Genomic DNA, 17,247 nt, shown 5'->3' with positions numbered 1-17,247 from the left:
GGTATTGCCGGTGAGAAGACATTTTGAGTATGGCAGTGCATCGAATCACTACGTCACAGCGCTCTATCATGCTGCGGCAGAGCGCGGCGTAGACAGTGCACGCCTGCTTGAATTAACCGGCTTAACGGAATCTGTAGTTAATAAACCGGATCAGCGGGTGCCGGCTGAAAAGCTGGCGCTTTTTCAAAAGCTTATCTGGGACGACCTCGGTGATGAAAGTATGGGGTTGTCCGGCTACCGGCTGAAGTCCGGCTCCTACTACATGATGGGTCAGCTGACTGTTCAGAAATCGTCGCTGGGACAGGCGCTGGCCTTAGGTGCACGCTTTTATAACCTGCTCACAGACGATGATTTTATTACCCTGCACAAAGATAAAGAGGTTGTCCGGCTTATTATAAGGCCAACGAAAATGCACCTTGATCCGGACCATCTTTTTGCTGAAATTTGTCTGCTGGCCTGGCACCGCTATGCGTCCTGGCTGATTTCAGACATTCTTCCTCTCACAGAAACCCGCTTTCCCTATCCGCCGCCTAACCATATTGGTGAGTATCATTATCTATTTCCCGGCGTTCACCGGTTTAACCATACTGAACTTGCTTTAGTTTTCCCTGTCCACTATCTGGAGCGGCCGGTAAAGCAAAACGCAGCGTCGTTAAAGGCGTTCATGTCCCGCTGTCCTTTAGAGTTATTTCGTCAATACAAAGCTGATTACAGTCTGGCGACGGAACTCAAACTGATTTTAAGTAAAGCCATGTCGAATGGTAATGGCACAATAGAACATTGTGCAGACAAGTTGCACATGACAACCCGTACTCTGATGCGCAAGCTGAAAGATGAAGGCACCTCATTTCAGCAACTGAAAGATGTGGTGAGACGGGATAAGGCCATATTTTTCCTTGGGCAGCAGGGTTTACGTATCAATGAGGTGGCAGAAAAAGTCGGTTATTCCGACCCTGCCGTTTTCACCAGAGCCTTCCGGAACTGGACCGGGCAGTCGCCCCGGGACTTCAGACAACAGCTTCTGACTGACAGCGAAGCATAATATTCTTTGCATAAAATATAGAGTGTCACTTTTTGCAAAGTAATTAGTCACTTTATGCCATTCTCAGAATGTGTTTAATTGTTAATATCATGTTTAACGATTACACAAGTCATTTACGCCTGACGCCTTATTTTCTTTTTGCGTAAGTGACTTAGAGGATGGTCACTATGTCTTTAACCGCAATTCTTGATGATTCCAAACTAAGCCCTGTGCAGTGGGTGGCAATTGTCATTTGTATCTCCCTTAATGCGCTGGATGGCTTTGATGTTTTGGCTATCAGCTTTGCTTCGCCGGGTATTGCCGCTGAGTGGGGGATTAACCGTGCTGAACTGGGTGTGGTGCTGGCCATGGAGCTGGTGGGGATGGCCTTCGGTTCTATTTTTCTTGGCGGCATTGCCGATAAGTTTGGCCGCAAACCCACGATACAGTTTTGTCTGGTACTGATGACCGCCGGCATGTTCGGTGCGGCGTTTGTCGATAGCGTAATGACACTGTTGATCATCCGCTTCATCACCGGTTTGGGAATTGGCGGTATGCTGGCTTCTACAAACGCCATGGTATCGGAATTTGCTAATAAGAAAAGCCGTAACCTTTGCGTCATTATCATGGCCACCGGCTATCCCATCGGCGCAGTGCTCGGCGGCAGTATTGCGTCAATGTTGCTGGAAACCCACACCTGGCGTGCCGTATTTATTTTCGGCGGCAGCATTACCGGTCTGTTTATGCTGGTGGTGGCGTTCTGGCTGCCTGAATCTCTGCTGTACATGGTTAACCATCCGAAAGAAAAGACCCTGGACAAAGTGAATCACATGCTCGCGCGAATGAAAAAGCCTCTGCTGGATGCATTGCCTGCGCCGGCAGAATCAGCCAAAAAATCCAGTTACAGCACACTGTTTTCACCTGAAATGCGCAAGCTCACGCTGCTGTTAATGGTGGCGTACTTTGCACAAATTATGACGTTCTATTTCATTCTCAAATGGATCCCGAAAATTGTGGTGGACATGGGCTTTGGTGCTGCACAGGCCGGTCAGGTGCTGGTGTGGGCAAACCTGGGCGGTGCGGTGGGTGCCATTTTACTGGGACTGCTTACCAGCAAGCTGAATTTACGACTCACCATGATACCGGTACTTATTCTGGCTTTCGTGATGGTGTCGGTATTCGGCATTGGTTACAGCGACTTAAGCACGCTGGCGCTGGTTTCCGCAGCCACAGGGTTTTTCACTAATGCCGGTGTTGTCGGGCTTTACGGACTGATGGCACAGGCGTTCCCGGCGAACGTGCGGGCAAGCGGCACGGGCGTGGTTATTGGCATCGGTCGCGGTGGTGCGGCATTGAGCCCGGTGGTTGCCGGACTACTTTTCACAAATGGTGTCAGCCTGCAGGGGGTTGCCATTGCCATGGGCACCGGCGCGCTGGTAGCCACACTGGCGATTTATTTCTTAAACAACAAACAGGGCGGACGGGGAACAGCAACGCATTCTTCTTTGTCTGCCGTCACAAAATAAATAATCCACCGGAAAACGGAGTGATGATGAACTTTACCCGCTTAAACCCGCTCACCGGCGAAGTTGCCAGTGAGGCACCGGCAATGAAAGGTGCACAAATGCAGGCTGTTGCCGAAAAAGCACAGCAAGGCTTTGAAATCTGGTCCGGTTTTGGCCCTAACCAGCGCCGTGCCATCCTGTCTCAGGCTGCCATTGCACTTGAAGGTAAGAAAGACGACTTCGTCAAAGCCATGATGGAAGAAACGGGCGCTACTGCAGGCTGGGCCATGTTTAACCTGATGCTGGCAACTTCCATGCTGCGAGAAGCCGCCTCACTGACTACACAAATCAGCGGTGAAGTTATCCCGTCAGACAAACCGGGCTGTGTTGCCATGGCTCAGCGTGTTCCGGTAGGTGTCATTCTGGGAATTGCTCCCTGGAATGCGCCAATTATTCTCGGCGTTCGCGCCATTTCCACTGCACTTGCCTGCGGCAACGCAGTGATCTTAAAAGCATCGGAAGTGTGCCCGCGCACTCATTCGCTGATCATCGAAGCGCTGGCAGAAGCCGGATTCCCTGAAAATACAGTGAATATCGTCACCAATGCGCCGGAAGATGCCGCTGATGTTGTGGGCGCGCTGATTGATGCCAAACCGGTAAAACGCATTAACTTCACTGGCTCAACCGCCGTGGGCCGCATTATCGCAAAACGTGCAGCAGAGCATCTGAAGCCCTGCTTGCTGGAGCTGGGTGGTAAAGCCCCCATGCTGGTACTGGACGACGCTGATCTTGATGAAGCGGTGAAAGCGGCCTCCTTCGGCGCGTTTATGAATCAGGGCCAGATCTGTATGTCTACCGAGCGTCTGGTTGTGGTGGATGCGGTGGCTGATGCCTTTGCCGACAAGCTGGCAGCGAAAGTATCAACCATGAAAACCGGCGATCCCCGTGAAGGCAACACCCCGTTGGGTGCGGTAATTGACCAGAAAACCGTTGAAAAGGTCAACGGGCTGATTGACGACGCGGTCAGCAAAGGTGCTGTGATCCTTACCGGCGGTAAAGCTACATCGGTACTGATGCCGGCTACGGTGCTGGATAAAGTCACCGCGGACATGGCGATTTACAGTGAAGAAAGCTTCGGTCCGGTAGTGGCGATGATCCGTGCAAAAGACGAAGTGGATGCGGTGCGTATTGCCAACGATTCTGAGTACGGACTGAGTGCGGCGGTATTCACCCGCGATGCGGCACGGGGCATGAAGGTCGCCGGAAAAATTCAGTCAGGTATTTGCCACGTGAATGGCCCTACCGTGCATGACGAGGCGCAAATGCCTTTCGGCGGTGTGGGCGCCTCCGGTTACGGTCGCTTTGGCGGTAAAGCCGGTATCGATCAGTTTACGGAACTGCGCTGGATCACGGTGGAGACTGAACCCGGCCACTATCCCATTTAATTTTTTAAAGTATTGAATTTTATCGTTTTGAGTAAGGAATGATTGTGAGTACAGAAAATCAGGAAGCAAACACCGTAGCGGTGACAATCGAAAACGGGGTGGCGTGGGTTGCCCTGAACCGTCCGGAAAAACGCAATTGCATGAATCCGGCGCTGAACCGCCAGATGATGCGGGTACTGGATGAGTTGGAGTACAGCGACGATGTAGCTGTGTTGGTACTGACAGGGGAAGGCACTTCCTGGAGTGCGGGCATGGATTTAAAAGAATATTTCCGCGAAAACGAAGCGAAAGGCCTGGGCGCAACACGCAGAGCCCAGTCAGAAGCTTACGGCTGGTGGCGTCGTCTGCGCTGGTACCACAAGCCAACGGTTGCCATGATCAATGGCTGGTGTTTTGGCGGTGCGTACGGCCCTTTATTCGGCTGTGATCTCGCATTTGCGGCCGAAGAAGCCACATTCGGTTTAAGTGAAATTAACTGGGGTATTTTGCCGGGCGGCGGTGCCAGTAAGGTCGTGGCTGATTTGCTGCCACTGCGTAAAGCTATGTACCACGCCATGATGGGTGAGAACATCGACGGTAAAACTGCGGCAGAGTGGGGACTGGTTAACGAAGCGGTACCGCTGAGTGAGCTGAAAGCCCGCGTACAGGCGGTTTGTGATGTGCTGAAAGGCAAAAATCCGGTTGCCCTGAAAGCCACAAAAGATGCCATCCGCCGCGTGAAAGAAATGACTTACGACAATGCGGAAGATTATCTGGTACGTGCTCAGGAAGCAGCAAACAGCTTCGATAACGATGGCCGCAAAGAAGGCATCAAGCAGTTTATTGATGATAAGACCTATAAGCCGGGTCTGGGTGCATACGATAAGAGTCAGCAGAAGTAAGCGGAGTGAGCAGCATGGATTTTCTCTCTTTTCAGGCCCGTCTGCGTCCCGGAGACGAAGCGGTGTACGACATTACCTCGCAGCGTCGCTGGACATATGAGGCGTGGGACGGTTTCGTTTCCCGCCTGGTGACCTGGTTGTCACAACAAGGTGTGCATAAGGGTGACAGGCTGGTTTGTCTGGCGAGAAATTCTGCTGAAACCGTGGCGCTGCATCTGGCTTGCGGACGGGCAGGGGTATTATTTGTGCCTCTGAACTGGCGTTTGTCTCAGGAAGAGCTGATGCAATTACTGGATGATTGCGAGCCTTCGCTGGTATGTGGCGATAAAGAGGCTGACCGTGCCGGTTTGCCCTATGTAGCGCTTTCCACATTGCCTGATCTGGTCAGCGAACTGACACCCTCTGCTATCAGTAACGAGAACGCAGCCGCACCTTCGCTTATCCTGTACACATCAGGCACAACAGGGTTACCTAAAGGTATTGTACATACCGAACAAACCATTATGGAAACCACGCAGAATATGGCGCTGCTGGGGCATGTGGATGAACACAGTACCTTTTTGTGCGAAACACCTATGTTCCATGTCATCGGCCTGATTTCCTGTGTGCGTCCTGCGCTTTACTTCGGTGGGCGGTTAATCATTTCTGACGGATTCGAGCCGGCCCGCACCTTTGACCGGTTGTGTGATTCGGATTTGGCGGTCAGTCATTATTTCTGTGTACCCCAGATGGCCAATGCCCTTCGTCAACTGCCACATTTTGATGCGTCTAAAATGACAGGACTGAAAGCGCTGCTGACGGGCGGTGCGCCGCATCCGGAAGTACAGATCAAAGCGTGGTTAAATGACGGCATCCCCATTGTGGACGGGTATGGCATGAGTGAAGCCGGCACCGTGCTCGGGATGAGTTTTGATATGCGTATTATCGATCAGAAAGCCGGGTATGTAGGTTTGCCTACACACCGTATCGATGTGCGGCTGACCGGACCGGGTAATCAGCCGGTGGCATTTGGTGAAGCCGGTGAAATACAGATCAAGGGTGCGAACCTGTTTGTGGATGTATGGAAGAACCACCGCGCTTATGAACGCAGTTTCACACCTGACGGCTGGTTTCAGACCGGTGATATTGGCGTGAGCGACGAGGACGGCTATATCCGGATTGTGGATCGCATCAAAGATATGTTCATCTCCGGCGGCGAGAACGTGTATCCCGCTGAAGTTGAGGCTGTAGCACTGCGTTTCCCGCAAATACTCGAATGTGCGCTGATAGGTGTACCCGACGAAAAGTGGGGAGAATCCGGTTGTCTGTTTGTGGTGCCGTCGGTGAGTCATGAATCCTTCGATAAGGAAGGCTTATTAAGGGAAATGGAAAAAGGGCTGGCCCGTTATAAACTACCCAAACATGTCCGGTTGCTGGACGCATTACCCCGTACCGGTGCCGGAAAGGTCAGGAAGAACATCCTTAAATCAGAACTCAGTGCACTGGTCGAAGAACATTGAAATAATATAAGGAAAAGCTTTACCACTCCGGTAAATGACGATACAACAAGCCCGTTAAAAATCCTCAAACAGGTTACTTGATGGAAAATTTTGTTGCAGAGTTACAAAGTCAGTTTCAGCACGTACAGGAAGCGGTGGTAAGCCCCGGTTTCCTGTATCAGGTTGCTGCGTTGCTGGCGATTTATTTGGTGGGATGGCTGGTATCAAGGAAGATCCGCAGTTTGTTTGTGCTGACACGGCAGGAGCCGAAAGAAGGCGCACACTCACTGCAAATGTTTGTGTATCGCCTCGGCGGCACATTATTCCCTATTATTACTATCACCTTACTGAAACTGACTTCGGTACTGGGCAAACAATATCAGTTGGATGCATGGCTGCTGGAAATCGCAGTGGTTATCGCAGTGCTGATCTTCATTCATTCCTGCATCCGTGAGTTCGTTTCCAATAAAGGGATAGCGGCGTTTTTGCGCTGGGTGGGGATCCCCATTGTTTTTCTTCATCTGGCTGACGTGCTGCCTAAAGTTATCGGTGCACTGCAAACGGTTTCTTTCAGTGTGGGTAACGTTGATGTTTCTGCTTACGGCATCGCCCGTGTGCTTATTTTCGGCATTTTACTGTTCTGGCTTGGCCGTGCTTCAAACTCCATGGGCAAGGATATTATCCGCAACCATAAGAAGCTGGATGTTACCACCAAAGAAGTGTTTGCCAAGCTGTTCGAAGTGGCGCTGTTCTGCGTTATCTTCCTGTTGCTGCTTAATATCATGGGAATTAACCTGACTGCGCTTGCCGTATTTGGTGGTGCTGTGGGTGTGGGTCTTGGTCTTGGTTTGCAGTCCATCGCGTCCAACTTTATCTCCGGTATTATTATCCTGCTCGACCGTTCTTTAACTGTCGGTGACTACGTTGAACTGGACGACGGCAGCAAAGGGTTTGTCCGTGAATTTAAAATGCGTTATGCGGTGCTGGAGACTTACGACGGTAAAGATATCCTGGTGCCTAACGAGAAGTTCATCAACTCGTTGCTGGTGAACTGGACGCACAAAGATTCAAAACAACGTTACCGGATTGATTTCTCTGTTGCTTACAGAACGGATATCCGCTCAATGGTTGAAATCATTAAAGATGCCGTGAGTGAACATCCTCAGGTGATCAGCGGCGATGATGTGGAGATTGAATACCGGCCGGATTGTGAAATCGACAGCTTTGGTGACTCCGGCGTAAACATGTTCGTTGAGTTCTGGATGGAAGGTGTGGATGACGGTCAAAACCGCGTGGGCGGCGACTTGCTGCTGATGGTATTTGAAACCCTCCGCGAACACGATATTGAGATCCCGTTCCCGCAGCGTGAAGTGCGGGTTATCAACGAAGACGCTATTAAGCTCAGTAACACTACCCCGTAGCACTGAGTCTGAACAAGGATGTTTACCAGCAGAAACCCCGAACCGGCCGTGCCTTACTGGCGGCTGTCCGGGGTTTATTTTTTTGTCTGTGCGGTACTCGGCACCATGCTGCCTTACTGGATGCTGTTTATGGAGTCGCTGGGCTACAGCGCCTGGCAGACCGGACAGCTCACCGCACTGCAGATGGTGACAACCCTCATTGCTCCCTACATGTGGGGCGAGGTGTGTGACCGCGCATCTTCCCGCCTGCGTGTTATCCGTGCCGGAAATTTAGCGGCAGCGTTGATTTTTCTGTGTGTATTTGCTTTTCTTGAACATTACTGGGCGCTGGTTCTGGCAATATGTGCCAGTGCGTTCTGCTGGCAGGGACTGAATGCCCAGTTCGAAATTATCACGCTGAATCACCTGGGAAAAGATCCTCACCGTTACGGCAGAATCAGGTTATGGGGGTCTTTCGGTTTCTTAAGCGCTGTCTGGCTGACCGGACAGATCATCAATCTTTATTCTGTGGCATTGTTGCCTTACATTGTCGCCGGCTTGCTGTTCACATTATGGTTGATGACGTTGGTCAACCGCGACCAGCCGGTAAAGGAACAACCGGACGGCAATCTGGAACAGCCCGGCGGGATTTGGCAAAATCCGGTGCTGTGGTTGTTGCTGGTGGTGTTCTTTCTGGTGAACTTCAGTCATGGCAGCTATTACGGCTATTACAGTCTGTTTCTCAAGCAGGAAGGTATCAGTGCGGCCGTTACCGGCAATCTGTGGACTGTCGCTGTTGCGTCTGAATTACTGATGTTTGCCGCTATGCCCTGGGTTATGCGCCGCTTCAGTTTGCGGTTCATTTTGCTGGGGAGCCTGTTTCTGACAGCCTTTCGCTGGTTGGGAACAGGGATGCAGGCAGGCAATGTTGCAGAGCTGACTTTGTTGCAGTTACTCCACGGCGTCTCTTTCAGTGCGGTTCATACGGTGGCGGTGCTGCTGTTCAAACAATGCGTGCACACTGCCCATGAAGGCAAAGCGCAGGCATTATACTGTGCTGTATGTATCGGTGGCGGACAGGCTGCGGGCGTTGCTGCCGGCGGACAAATCTGGGCCATATCTCCGGTAGCCAGTTTCTATTTCAGTGCCGCTGTCGCGGCCGGTGCCGCGGTAATTGCAATGCTGTTTCTCACTGCAAACCGCCTTGGGCTGGCAGGTAAAGAACAGCAGGTATAACTTGCTTTGCACTACCGGCCAGGCGCTTACAGCAATGAATTCAGGGTTGCGGTACAGGACCGGTACTTTTCCTCACTATCAGCTTGTGGGGCAGAATATTCAACAGTTCTGCCGGCCTGTTACCGTCAATTAAATCCAGCAGAATATGTGCAATCTTTTCGCCAATTTCTTCCATTGGCTGGGCAATAGTCGTAAGCGGCGGCGCGCAGTATTCGCCTAAAGCAATACCGTCTACACTGATAATCGAAACATCGTCGGGTATGCAATATTCCAGTTCCCTTAGAGCATGCATTGCGCCGATGGCAGCGAGATCTCCGAAGCAGAAAATGGCGGTAGGCCGGTTGCGCTGCTGCATCAGACGGTGTACGCCTTCGACCCCCGACTGACTGGAAAAATCACCGTGGTACAGCAGGCGCCCGTCAACCGGAATCCCGGCCTGCTTCATCGCATCACGAAAACCGGTTTCTCTCAAACGGGAGCTGTTTATTGAATCAGGGCCGGCTATGATCCCGATCTGACGGTGACCAAGGCGGAGTAGATGTTCCGTGGCTTCCACACCGATACGGTAATTGTCCACACCTACCTTTGGGATCCCGTCAATTTCTGTAAATTCAGATGCGTTAACCAGCGGCGGGAGCTGTTCTTCAACGGGCAATGACGGGTCTATGTCGAAGGGGATACGGCTGGAATTCGTGATGATGCCGTCCACCTGACGGGTCTTCACCATACCTGCAAAGGTTTTTTCCAGTACCGGGTTGTCCTGCGTATCGTTCAGGATCACTGAATAACCCCGCCGGTGAGCAACGTTCTCGATACTGCGGATAACCGGAGAAAAATAGGGATTGGTAATATCCGGCAGCATAATAGCGATATTGCGCGACTTTCCCTGACGCAATCCGGCAGCCAGTTTGTTCGGCGTGTAACCCATTTCCGAGACGACAGCGAGCACCTTATTACGGGTGGCTTCACTTACACGCTCCGGGGTATTTAACGCCCGTGACACAGTCGCTTTGCAGACGCCGGCTTTGCTGGCGATATCACTCATTGCCAGTTCTTTATGGCCACTTTTCGACAGGGCCGGCAAACGTTTATTCATGAGCCTGAACCTCTTTGTTCTGCGAGTTGTCGGGATAAGGAAAAACCGGTTGATACTGAGCTTTTGTGTATTTCAGCACGTAATAATTTTGAGTGAGTTTGGCAGTTCCGGACAGCAAAGGCAATAAAAGTGATGGAAATCGGTTTCATTGTTTGTCTCTTTATTTTTAAAGTTAATAAAAATCAATAGTTTGTTTTAAATTCTCAGATTTATCCCACCATAACAAGATTCCCTGACTCTCCGGCAATGCTTAGTGCCCGCTTGTCTTCTCCTCCAACCTGCCGGTTTGTTGAACCTCTCTATTACCTCATCCGTATTAACATTTTTGTAAAAGTCGTATTTCTATAAGTTCATGTATTTTAATGTTTAAGTAGGGTTTGTAGGTTACTTTAGTGAACCGGATTTGTTAATTTTTTGTATTTGACTTTAGACTAAAGGCTAATGTAGATTTGGATCCCAGACGCCGGATCGTATCCTTTTTACCTGGATTTTATTGGATCTATCCGGCGTTTTATTGGTTTGTTGATGAAATCGGTTTCCATAGAGTGGTAGTTGTGCAATCAGGGAAAGCGTATCGACAGTGACATGACCAGGCTGAGCAAAAAAGGACAGAGATCCTCCGCTCAGTGAGCGTTACCGGCAACAGGTCACAACAGATGGATCGTGGATATGAAGCCGGCCACTATTTTATGGAGAGACACAATGAATAAGACACCACACTGGCTGAAGCGCAGCGCCCTGACTATTGCCATCGCTTCAGCGGGGATCAGCAGTTTTTCGGCACTGGCACAGATTGAAGGAGCCACTCTGCGGGGTAAAGTAGAGAGCACCACCGAATCATTGGCCGGCAAGAAGGTCATGGCCCGTGATACCAAACGGGGATATGTCAGTGAAACCACTACCCGTGAAGACGGTTCCTATGTGTTTGTTGGTCTGAAACCCGGTACTTATCAGGTTATCGTGGACGGTGATGTTGAAGAAATCACTCTTCGCGTAGGGCAAACAGCGCGACTGAATTTTGATGTGGCAGCCAGCGGAGATGACAATATGGAAGTCATTACGGTGTCCGGTACCCGCATTGAGGCATTCTCCGGAGGAGAAATCGGCACCAATATCACCCCTGAAATGATGATGCGCCTGCCACAGAATAACCGTAACTTTCTGGCCTTTGCCGATCTTGCCCCTGGCGTGCAGGTAAATACCTCCTCCGACGGCAGCGTGAGTCTGCGCGGCGGGGCTCAGCATCAGCGCAGTGTTAACGTGTTTCTTGATGGTGTGAGCCAGAAAGATTATGTCCTTAAAGGCGGTGTCACCGGTCAGGACTCCAGCCGTGGAAATCCGTTCCCGCAAAGTGCCATTGGCGAATACAAGGTGATTACGCAAAACTACAAAGCCGAGTATGACCAGGTAGGCAGTACAGCCATTACTGCCGTCACCCGTTCGGGTACCAACGAATTTGCAGGTGACTTCTTTGTCGACTACACCGATGAAGGACTCCGTGAGGCTGAACCAAACGAAACGCAGGGGAAAACCCGCTCACTCATCCGTCACGCCGGTGCAACCTTTGCCGGCCCCATTATCAGAGATCAGCTGCACTTTTTAGCATCTTACGAGAAGAAAACCATTGCCCAGCCTCAGGATGTGATCGGTGGAGAAGGGATTAACTTTGTCACTTTGCCTGATGAATACGCATCTGAGATCGGCCGTTTTGCTTCTGATTTTGAGGAAGATCTGTTTTTCGGCAAAATTGACTGGATGATCAATGCTGACCAGGCGCTGGAATTGTCCGTGAAATTACGGGATGAAAGTGATGTATCCGGATTTGGCGGCGCCAATGCCTATGAATACGGTGTGGACCGCGAGGTAAAAGATCACCGTTATCACATGAAATATACCTACACAGCCGATGCCTGGCAGAACGAATTCCGGCTGACTTATGAAGATGCTGCCTGGAATCCCCGTGCTTTCACTGATGAAGCCGGCATGCGTTTAGTGACCGCAGCGCAGCAGTCGATCATCAACGTTGGCGGCGGGCAGGACTATCAGGAAAAAGGTCAGAAAGGGTGGGGGATCCAAAACGATTTCACCTGGCTTGATCTGGACTGGCACGGTTATCACGTGATTAAAGCCGGCTTTAAATACAAAGACATCGAATTACGCACCATACAGCAACAGCCAATTAATCCGCAGTATTACTACAACGTTGAATTCAATGGTCAGGGCAACTTCGACATCGTGCAGCCCTATCGCGTGCAGTGGGGGATCCCGGCAGACGATTCAGTGGGCGGTGCTGTAGAAGCGAAAAACCGTCAGTTCGGTATTTATATTCAGGATGACTGGGAAGTTACTGACAGGTTAACGCTGAACATCGGGATCCGCTGGGATTACGAAGAAACCCCAAACTACAAAGACTATCAGACGCCGGATGAATTAGTCGATGCCTTACGGGGTTGGGAGAACATTCAGAACGCCAATTTTGATATTGAAAACTACATCAGTACCGGCAGCGAGAGAGAATACTTCACCGGTGCATGGCAGCCCCGTCTCGGTTTCAGTTATGTGATGGACGAAGACCGTAACCATATGCTGTTCGGTGGCTATGGCCGTTCCTATGATCGTAATCAGTTCGATTTTATGCAGCTCGAACAAAGCTCCGGTTCGTTTGCTACGGCGGAATACTTCTTTCAGGGTGACAGTGCTAATCAATGTGATGCTTCATCGTCAAATTGTGTGGCATGGGACCCGGTTTATCTTACGCAGGCTGGGCTGGATTCTTTAATCAGCAGCACAGAGGTAAGGGGCAGCCGTCATCTGTTGCCCAACGATTTAAAGATGCCATACTCCGATCAAATGAGTTTAGGTGTACGCAGTGTGTTCGGTGACTGGAATTCAGAAATCAGTATTGCCAGAACGGTGAGTAAAAATGGCTTTAACTGGCTGCTGGGCAACCGCTTGCCAGACGGCGAATTTTTTCAACCAGGCACTAACTGGGGCTCGCCCTGGGGATACGGCATTCCGGGCTGGGGCAGTTTGATCATCGGAACTAACGACGGCGAAACCCGCGCGAATAACCTCTACTTTAAACTGAACCGTTCTCACAAAGATGGCTGGGGCGTGAACATCGCTTACACCTTCACTGATGCGGAAGAAAACCGTCTTTACAGTGAAGTCTATGCTTTTGACTATGAGTCAGTCAGCGATTACGGCTGGAACAAGTCTGTAGGCGTACCAGATCACCGTGTTGTGCTTACCGGCTCTTACGACTTACCCTGGAATGTGGCGCTCACTGCCAAATACACCTGGTCTTCTGAAACTATTTATCAATACACCCTGTGTGATGAAAATGACCAGTGTGCTTTCCGCCGGGCAGAGCCACCGGCCAGTGACTATTCACGCTTTGATCTGGCACTGAGTAAAGACTTCCCCACGGATTACATCAGTGAAAACTCCGTCGCCTGGATTCGTTTTGATGTACAGAACCTGTTTAACGAAAATAACTACAACACGTTCTATCTGAATCCTGATGAAAGTAACTTCCAGCAGCCAAATATGACTGCGGCAACTAACGGCGGAAAACGTCAGTTGAAGCTGTCAGCAGGCTGGCGCTTCTGATGTAACAACGCAAACATCAGATATTTTAATTCAAAACGGGGCAGCATGACTGCCCCGGCTTTATCAATAAAAAACATGACCTTAATCAGAGGCCAGACAGCATGAACAGTAAACGTTTTTCCGGCGCAATCTTCGCCATTATCACTTTATTTAATCTGCCCGTATTCGCTGCCGGATGGCAGATAACCGGTTACGACAGTCACGTAGAACTGAACTGGGAATCATTGCATGAAGAAGGTACCCGCTATCGTGTTCAGGTAACGCAGGATGGCAAAAACTGGCACACGCGACTGGAAACGAACAGTGCATTTGCCATGGATTTTGTCCGTGACCTGGGCACTAATCTGACCTTGCAATACCGGCTTATGGAAGTAAACGGCGATACAGAAACAGAACTGGTGTCAGGAGAAGCCAAAACCCGCGATTTTACCGATGATGAGCTGCTGGATATGGTGCAGCGTTATACCTTCCGCTATTTCTGGGACCATGCTGAACCCTCCAGTGGCATGGCGCGGGAACGTATTCCCTTCATGGACCAGGATGGGGACATCGTGACAACCGGCGGTACAGGGTTTGGTATTGCCGCCATCATCACTGCTGCGGAACGGGGTTGGGTAACCCGCAAGGCGGCTGTGGCGAGACTGAACAAAATGACAGACCACCTGGAACAGTTCGAGCGCTTCAAGGGCATGTGGGCACACTGGTATACCGCAGATGATTTGAATGCTTTTAACTTCAGTAAATACGATGATGGCGGCGATATTGTTGAATCCGCATTTATGATGCAGGGTCTGCTGACTGCCCGTCAGTATTTCAACGGCGAAGATAAAGAAGAGCAGCGTTTACGCAACCGCATTACTGCATTGTGGGAAGACATGGACTGGGAGTGGTATACACAGGGCAAAGATATTCTGTACTGGCACTGGTCGAAAAATTACGGCTGGAAGATGAATCACCCTATCAAAGGTTACAATGAGGCGCTGATTGTCTACATTCTTGCTGCGTCATCCCCGACTAATGCTATTTCCGCTGAACCTTACCACGAAGGCTGGGGTGGCTGGGAAGTCAAAGAATTCAGAAACTACTCAACCTATTATGGCATGACCTTACCGCTGGGTAATAAAGTGAACATGGGTGGCCCTCTGTTCTTTGCTCATTACAGCTTCATGGGGCTGGATCCGAGAGGCTTGCGGGATCGCTACACGAATTACTGGGAGCAAAACAAACGCCATACGCTGATAAACCGTGCGTACTGTATTGATAATCCCTTTGGCTGGCAGGGCTATGGTGAAGATCTCTGGGGGCTGACAGCCGGTGATATGGTGCCGGTGGGTTATACGGCACACGCACCGGGCGCTGAACGGGATCACGGCACTATTGCGCCAACGGCCGCCTTATCCTCTATGCCGTATACACCTGCTGAGTCGATGAAAGTACTGAAAAACCTTTACCGTAACCATGGCCGCCACATGTTTGGCCGTATGGGCTTTTTCGACGGCATTAATTTAAGTGTGTCTGACAATCCGGAAACCCAGGTAAGAAATACCTATCTGGCCATCGATCAGGGGCCTATTGTAGGTATGATAGAAAACTACCGTACAGCTCTGTTGTGGAACACTTTTATGAAGGATAAAGATGTTCAGCGGGGACTGAAAAAGCTGGGCTTTACTATCGACCATAAAGTACAGTCGAACATTCAGTCCATTGGACACTAACAGGGAAAAAGATGATGGGAAGATTGGCTAAGTTTTCAATCAGTGCTGTGGCATTGAGTGTTCTGCTGGTAGGGTGTACCACTCACAATATGCCTGTTGTTCAGGCGCCACAAACCCCTGCGGCAGAGAATGTGAGTGCACAGGAGTCCGCCGCCGGGGAAGTCTGGCGACAGTATTATGAAGCCAATGTTTTTGACAGCGGAAGCACAAAAACACCTTATCAGATGATGTTGCCGGAACAATTTGATCCGCAAAAAAACTATCCGGTAGTGCTTTTTCTGCATGGTGCCGGAGAGCGTGGCAACGACAATCAGGCGCAGTTGAACAACGGCGGTAAATTGTTTGCAGAGCACCGCAGCGACTTTCCCGCCATCGTTATTTTCCCTCAGGCACCTGCAGAAGATTACTGGGCCGCCGCCATCGCTGACCGCAGTCAGTTACCCTTTAGTTTTGACTATCCGTATACCGGCGAAAATGACGTGCCGGCCACCGACGCGCTTAAAGGCGTCATGGCAATAACTGACTGGTTGTCAGAGCAGCCTTTCGTGGATACATCCCGCATGTATTTAATGGGATTGTCTATGGGGGGCATGGGCAGCTATGAGCTGTTAGCCAGAAAGCCTGACACCTTCGCTGCCGCAGTGATTATTTGTGGCGGTGCAAATGCTGAACTTGCCGGTAATATCCGTTCTGATCTTCCCGTCTGGGCATTCCATGGCGATGTGGATCAGGTGGTGATCCCCGAGTATAACATTCGCATGGTGGAAGGGCTGAAGGCACAGGGTAATCCGGTTAAATTCACCACCTACCCGGGCGTGAATCATAACAGCTGGGATCCGGCTCTGGCAGAACCCGGATTACTGCCATGGTTGTTTTCACAGAAGAAATAAAATGCCCGCCGGATGCCCGTTCATCCGGCCATCTGTTTCCATGATTTCTGACTTATGTCATAGAACATAGCTACCTCTGCTGTTATCCATGAACGTTTTCATTCCCTGAATAACCCTGGAGACACTTTTATGGATCGCAGGCAATTTCTCCGCACCGGTGCAGCAGGCACGGCTTTGCTTTCTGCATCTGCAATTTCTACAGCAGCCACTGTGCACACCGGTAAACCGGTTTTTTTGCTTGTACACGGTACATGGCACGGCGGGTGGATGTGGCGGGATGTTAAGCAAATTCTCAATAAACGGGGTTACGAAGTTTATACGCCCACATGCACAGGATGTGGTGAACGGGAACATCTGAGCAGTCCGGATGTCGGACTCGAAACGCATATTCAGGATATTGTGAACGTCATCCGCTTTGAAGAACTGGATAACATCGTGTTAGTAGGTAATGCTTATGCCGGACTGACTATTACCGGTGTTGCCGACCGGTTAAAAGATAAGATCAGACACATTCTCTTTTTCGATGCCCTCATCCCCCGCGAAGGTGTGATGTCCGGTGTGCCCAGAGATCCTGTTACCGGTGAATTACCAGCTGTGTGGCTGGAGTATGCAAAGAAATTTGAAGACGGATATAAAATGAATTTCTGGGACAGCTATCCGGCAAAAATGTTAGTGCCTGAGTCTGAAACCCGCATTATTAAAAGGCTGAAACGGTTGATTACCACCCATCCTGTTCGCCAGTGGACAGATGAATTGCGTTTGGAAAACGGCGGTTGGTCAGATTTACCCAGAAGTTATATTCACTGCACAGGGCAAAGCTACAAAATGAGCAGCGAGCGTATGGTGGCTCCGGCAAGAGAACCTGGCTGGAACTTCATTGAACTGCCTGTGCCAAGGAACGGCATGATGACCCATCCACAGCTAGTTGCTGATACATTCGGATCCATTGCGGTTCAGGGATGAGGTCA

12 protein-coding genes are annotated in these 17,247 nt (G+C 50.5%); 11 read left to right on the top strand and 1 reads right to left on the bottom strand.

All coding sequences use genetic code 11. The features are described from left to right. Positions 1–10 precede the first annotated feature (10 nt). The 7 genes from J3369_RS16625 (at position 11) to J3369_RS16595 (ending at position 8,966) form a co-directional block, all read left to right on the top strand. Positions 11–1,042: an AraC family transcriptional regulator gene (locus J3369_RS16625; protein WP_349588928.1), complete on the top strand. Its 1,032-nt coding sequence runs from the start codon at positions 11–13 to the stop codon at positions 1,040–1,042. A 167-nt stretch (positions 1,043–1,209) separates the two neighbouring features. Beyond that, positions 1,210–2,547, top strand: a complete 1,338-nt coding sequence (locus J3369_RS16620) for an MFS transporter (protein ID WP_349588925.1) — start codon at positions 1,210–1,212, stop codon at positions 2,545–2,547. Positions 2,548–2,570: 23 nt separating this feature from the next. Beyond that, positions 2,571–3,971, top strand: a complete 1,401-nt coding sequence (locus tag J3369_RS16615) for an aldehyde dehydrogenase (RefSeq protein ID WP_349589203.1) — start codon at positions 2,571–2,573, stop codon at positions 3,969–3,971. Positions 3,972–4,015: 44 nt separating this feature from the next. After that, the gene (locus J3369_RS16610; RefSeq protein ID WP_303572699.1) at positions 4,016–4,852 is read left to right on the top strand and encodes a p-hydroxycinnamoyl CoA hydratase/lyase; all 837 of its coding nucleotides are present in this window, start codon (positions 4,016–4,018) and stop codon (positions 4,850–4,852) included. A gap of 14 nt (positions 4,853–4,866) precedes the next feature. Continuing rightward, positions 4,867–6,351: an AMP-binding protein gene (locus tag J3369_RS16605; RefSeq protein WP_349588923.1), complete on the top strand. Its 1,485-nt coding sequence runs from the start codon at positions 4,867–4,869 to the stop codon at positions 6,349–6,351. 80 nt (positions 6,352–6,431) lie between these two features. After that, positions 6,432–7,751: a mechanosensitive ion channel family protein gene (locus J3369_RS16600; protein WP_349588921.1), complete on the top strand. Its 1,320-nt coding sequence runs from the start codon at positions 6,432–6,434 to the stop codon at positions 7,749–7,751. Positions 7,752–7,769: 18 nt separating this feature from the next. Next, complete coding sequence (locus J3369_RS16595; protein ID WP_349588919.1) at positions 7,770–8,966, top strand: MFS transporter; 1,197 nt, start codon at positions 7,770–7,772, stop codon at positions 8,964–8,966. A 40-nt stretch (positions 8,967–9,006) separates the two neighbouring features. Here the strand turns inward: J3369_RS16595 and J3369_RS16590 are convergent, their stop codons facing one another. Next, complete coding sequence (locus J3369_RS16590) at positions 9,007–10,062, bottom strand: LacI family DNA-binding transcriptional regulator (protein ID WP_349588917.1); 1,056 nt, start codon at positions 10,060–10,062, stop codon at positions 9,007–9,009. A gap of 702 nt (positions 10,063–10,764) precedes the next feature. On the opposite strand from J3369_RS16590, the gene J3369_RS16585 reads away from it, so the two are divergent. The 4 genes from J3369_RS16585 (at position 10,765) to J3369_RS16570 (ending at position 17,242) form a co-directional block, all read left to right on the top strand. Next, the gene (locus J3369_RS16585) at positions 10,765–13,674 is read left to right on the top strand and encodes a TonB-dependent receptor domain-containing protein (protein ID WP_349588915.1); all 2,910 of its coding nucleotides are present in this window, start codon (positions 10,765–10,767) and stop codon (positions 13,672–13,674) included. A gap of 101 nt (positions 13,675–13,775) precedes the next feature. Further along, positions 13,776–15,389 (top strand): glucoamylase family protein, encoded by a 1,614-nt coding sequence (locus J3369_RS16580; protein WP_349588913.1) that lies wholly within the window; start codon positions 13,776–13,778, stop codon positions 15,387–15,389. 11 nt (positions 15,390–15,400) lie between these two features. Beyond that, positions 15,401–16,279, top strand: coding sequence for a carboxylesterase family protein (locus J3369_RS16575; RefSeq protein ID WP_349588910.1), 879 nt, complete (start codon positions 15,401–15,403; stop codon positions 16,277–16,279). Positions 16,280–16,408: 129 nt separating this feature from the next. Further along, entirely contained in the window at positions 16,409–17,242 is an 834-nt protein-coding gene (locus J3369_RS16570; protein ID WP_349588907.1) for an alpha/beta fold hydrolase, read from the top strand. Positions 17,243–17,247: the final 5 nt, after the last annotated feature.

Origin of the sequence: Alteromonas sp. NFXS44 (assembly GCF_040148705.1) — a bacterium.
Lineage (GTDB): Bacteria > Pseudomonadota > Gammaproteobacteria > Enterobacterales > Alteromonadaceae > Alteromonas.
This window is presented reverse-complemented; position numbering and strand designations above follow the sequence as displayed.

Excerpts from the sequence above, each read along its gene's own strand:
- J3369_RS16620 (WP_349588925.1), top strand. The coding sequence starts at position 1,210 with ATGTCTTTAACCGCAATTCTTGATGATTCCAAACTAAGCCCTGTGCAG.
- J3369_RS16615 (WP_349589203.1), top strand. The coding sequence starts at position 2,571 with ATGATGAACTTTACCCGCTTAAACCCGCTCACCGGCGAAGTTGCCAGT.
- J3369_RS16605 (WP_349588923.1), top strand. The coding sequence starts at position 4,867 with ATGGATTTTCTCTCTTTTCAGGCCCGTCTGCGTCCCGGAGACGAAGCG.
- J3369_RS16600 (WP_349588921.1), top strand. The coding sequence starts at position 6,432 with ATGGAAAATTTTGTTGCAGAGTTACAAAGTCAGTTTCAGCACGTACAG.
- J3369_RS16595 (WP_349588919.1), top strand. The coding sequence starts at position 7,770 with ATGTTTACCAGCAGAAACCCCGAACCGGCCGTGCCTTACTGGCGGCTG.
- J3369_RS16590 (WP_349588917.1), bottom strand. The coding sequence starts at position 10,062 with ATGAATAAACGTTTGCCGGCCCTGTCGAAAAGTGGCCATAAAGAACTG.
- J3369_RS16585 (WP_349588915.1), top strand. The coding sequence starts at position 10,765 with ATGAATAAGACACCACACTGGCTGAAGCGCAGCGCCCTGACTATTGCC.
- J3369_RS16580 (WP_349588913.1), top strand. The coding sequence starts at position 13,776 with ATGAACAGTAAACGTTTTTCCGGCGCAATCTTCGCCATTATCACTTTA.
- J3369_RS16575 (WP_349588910.1), top strand. The coding sequence starts at position 15,401 with ATGATGGGAAGATTGGCTAAGTTTTCAATCAGTGCTGTGGCATTGAGT.
- J3369_RS16570 (WP_349588907.1), top strand. The coding sequence starts at position 16,409 with ATGGATCGCAGGCAATTTCTCCGCACCGGTGCAGCAGGCACGGCTTTG.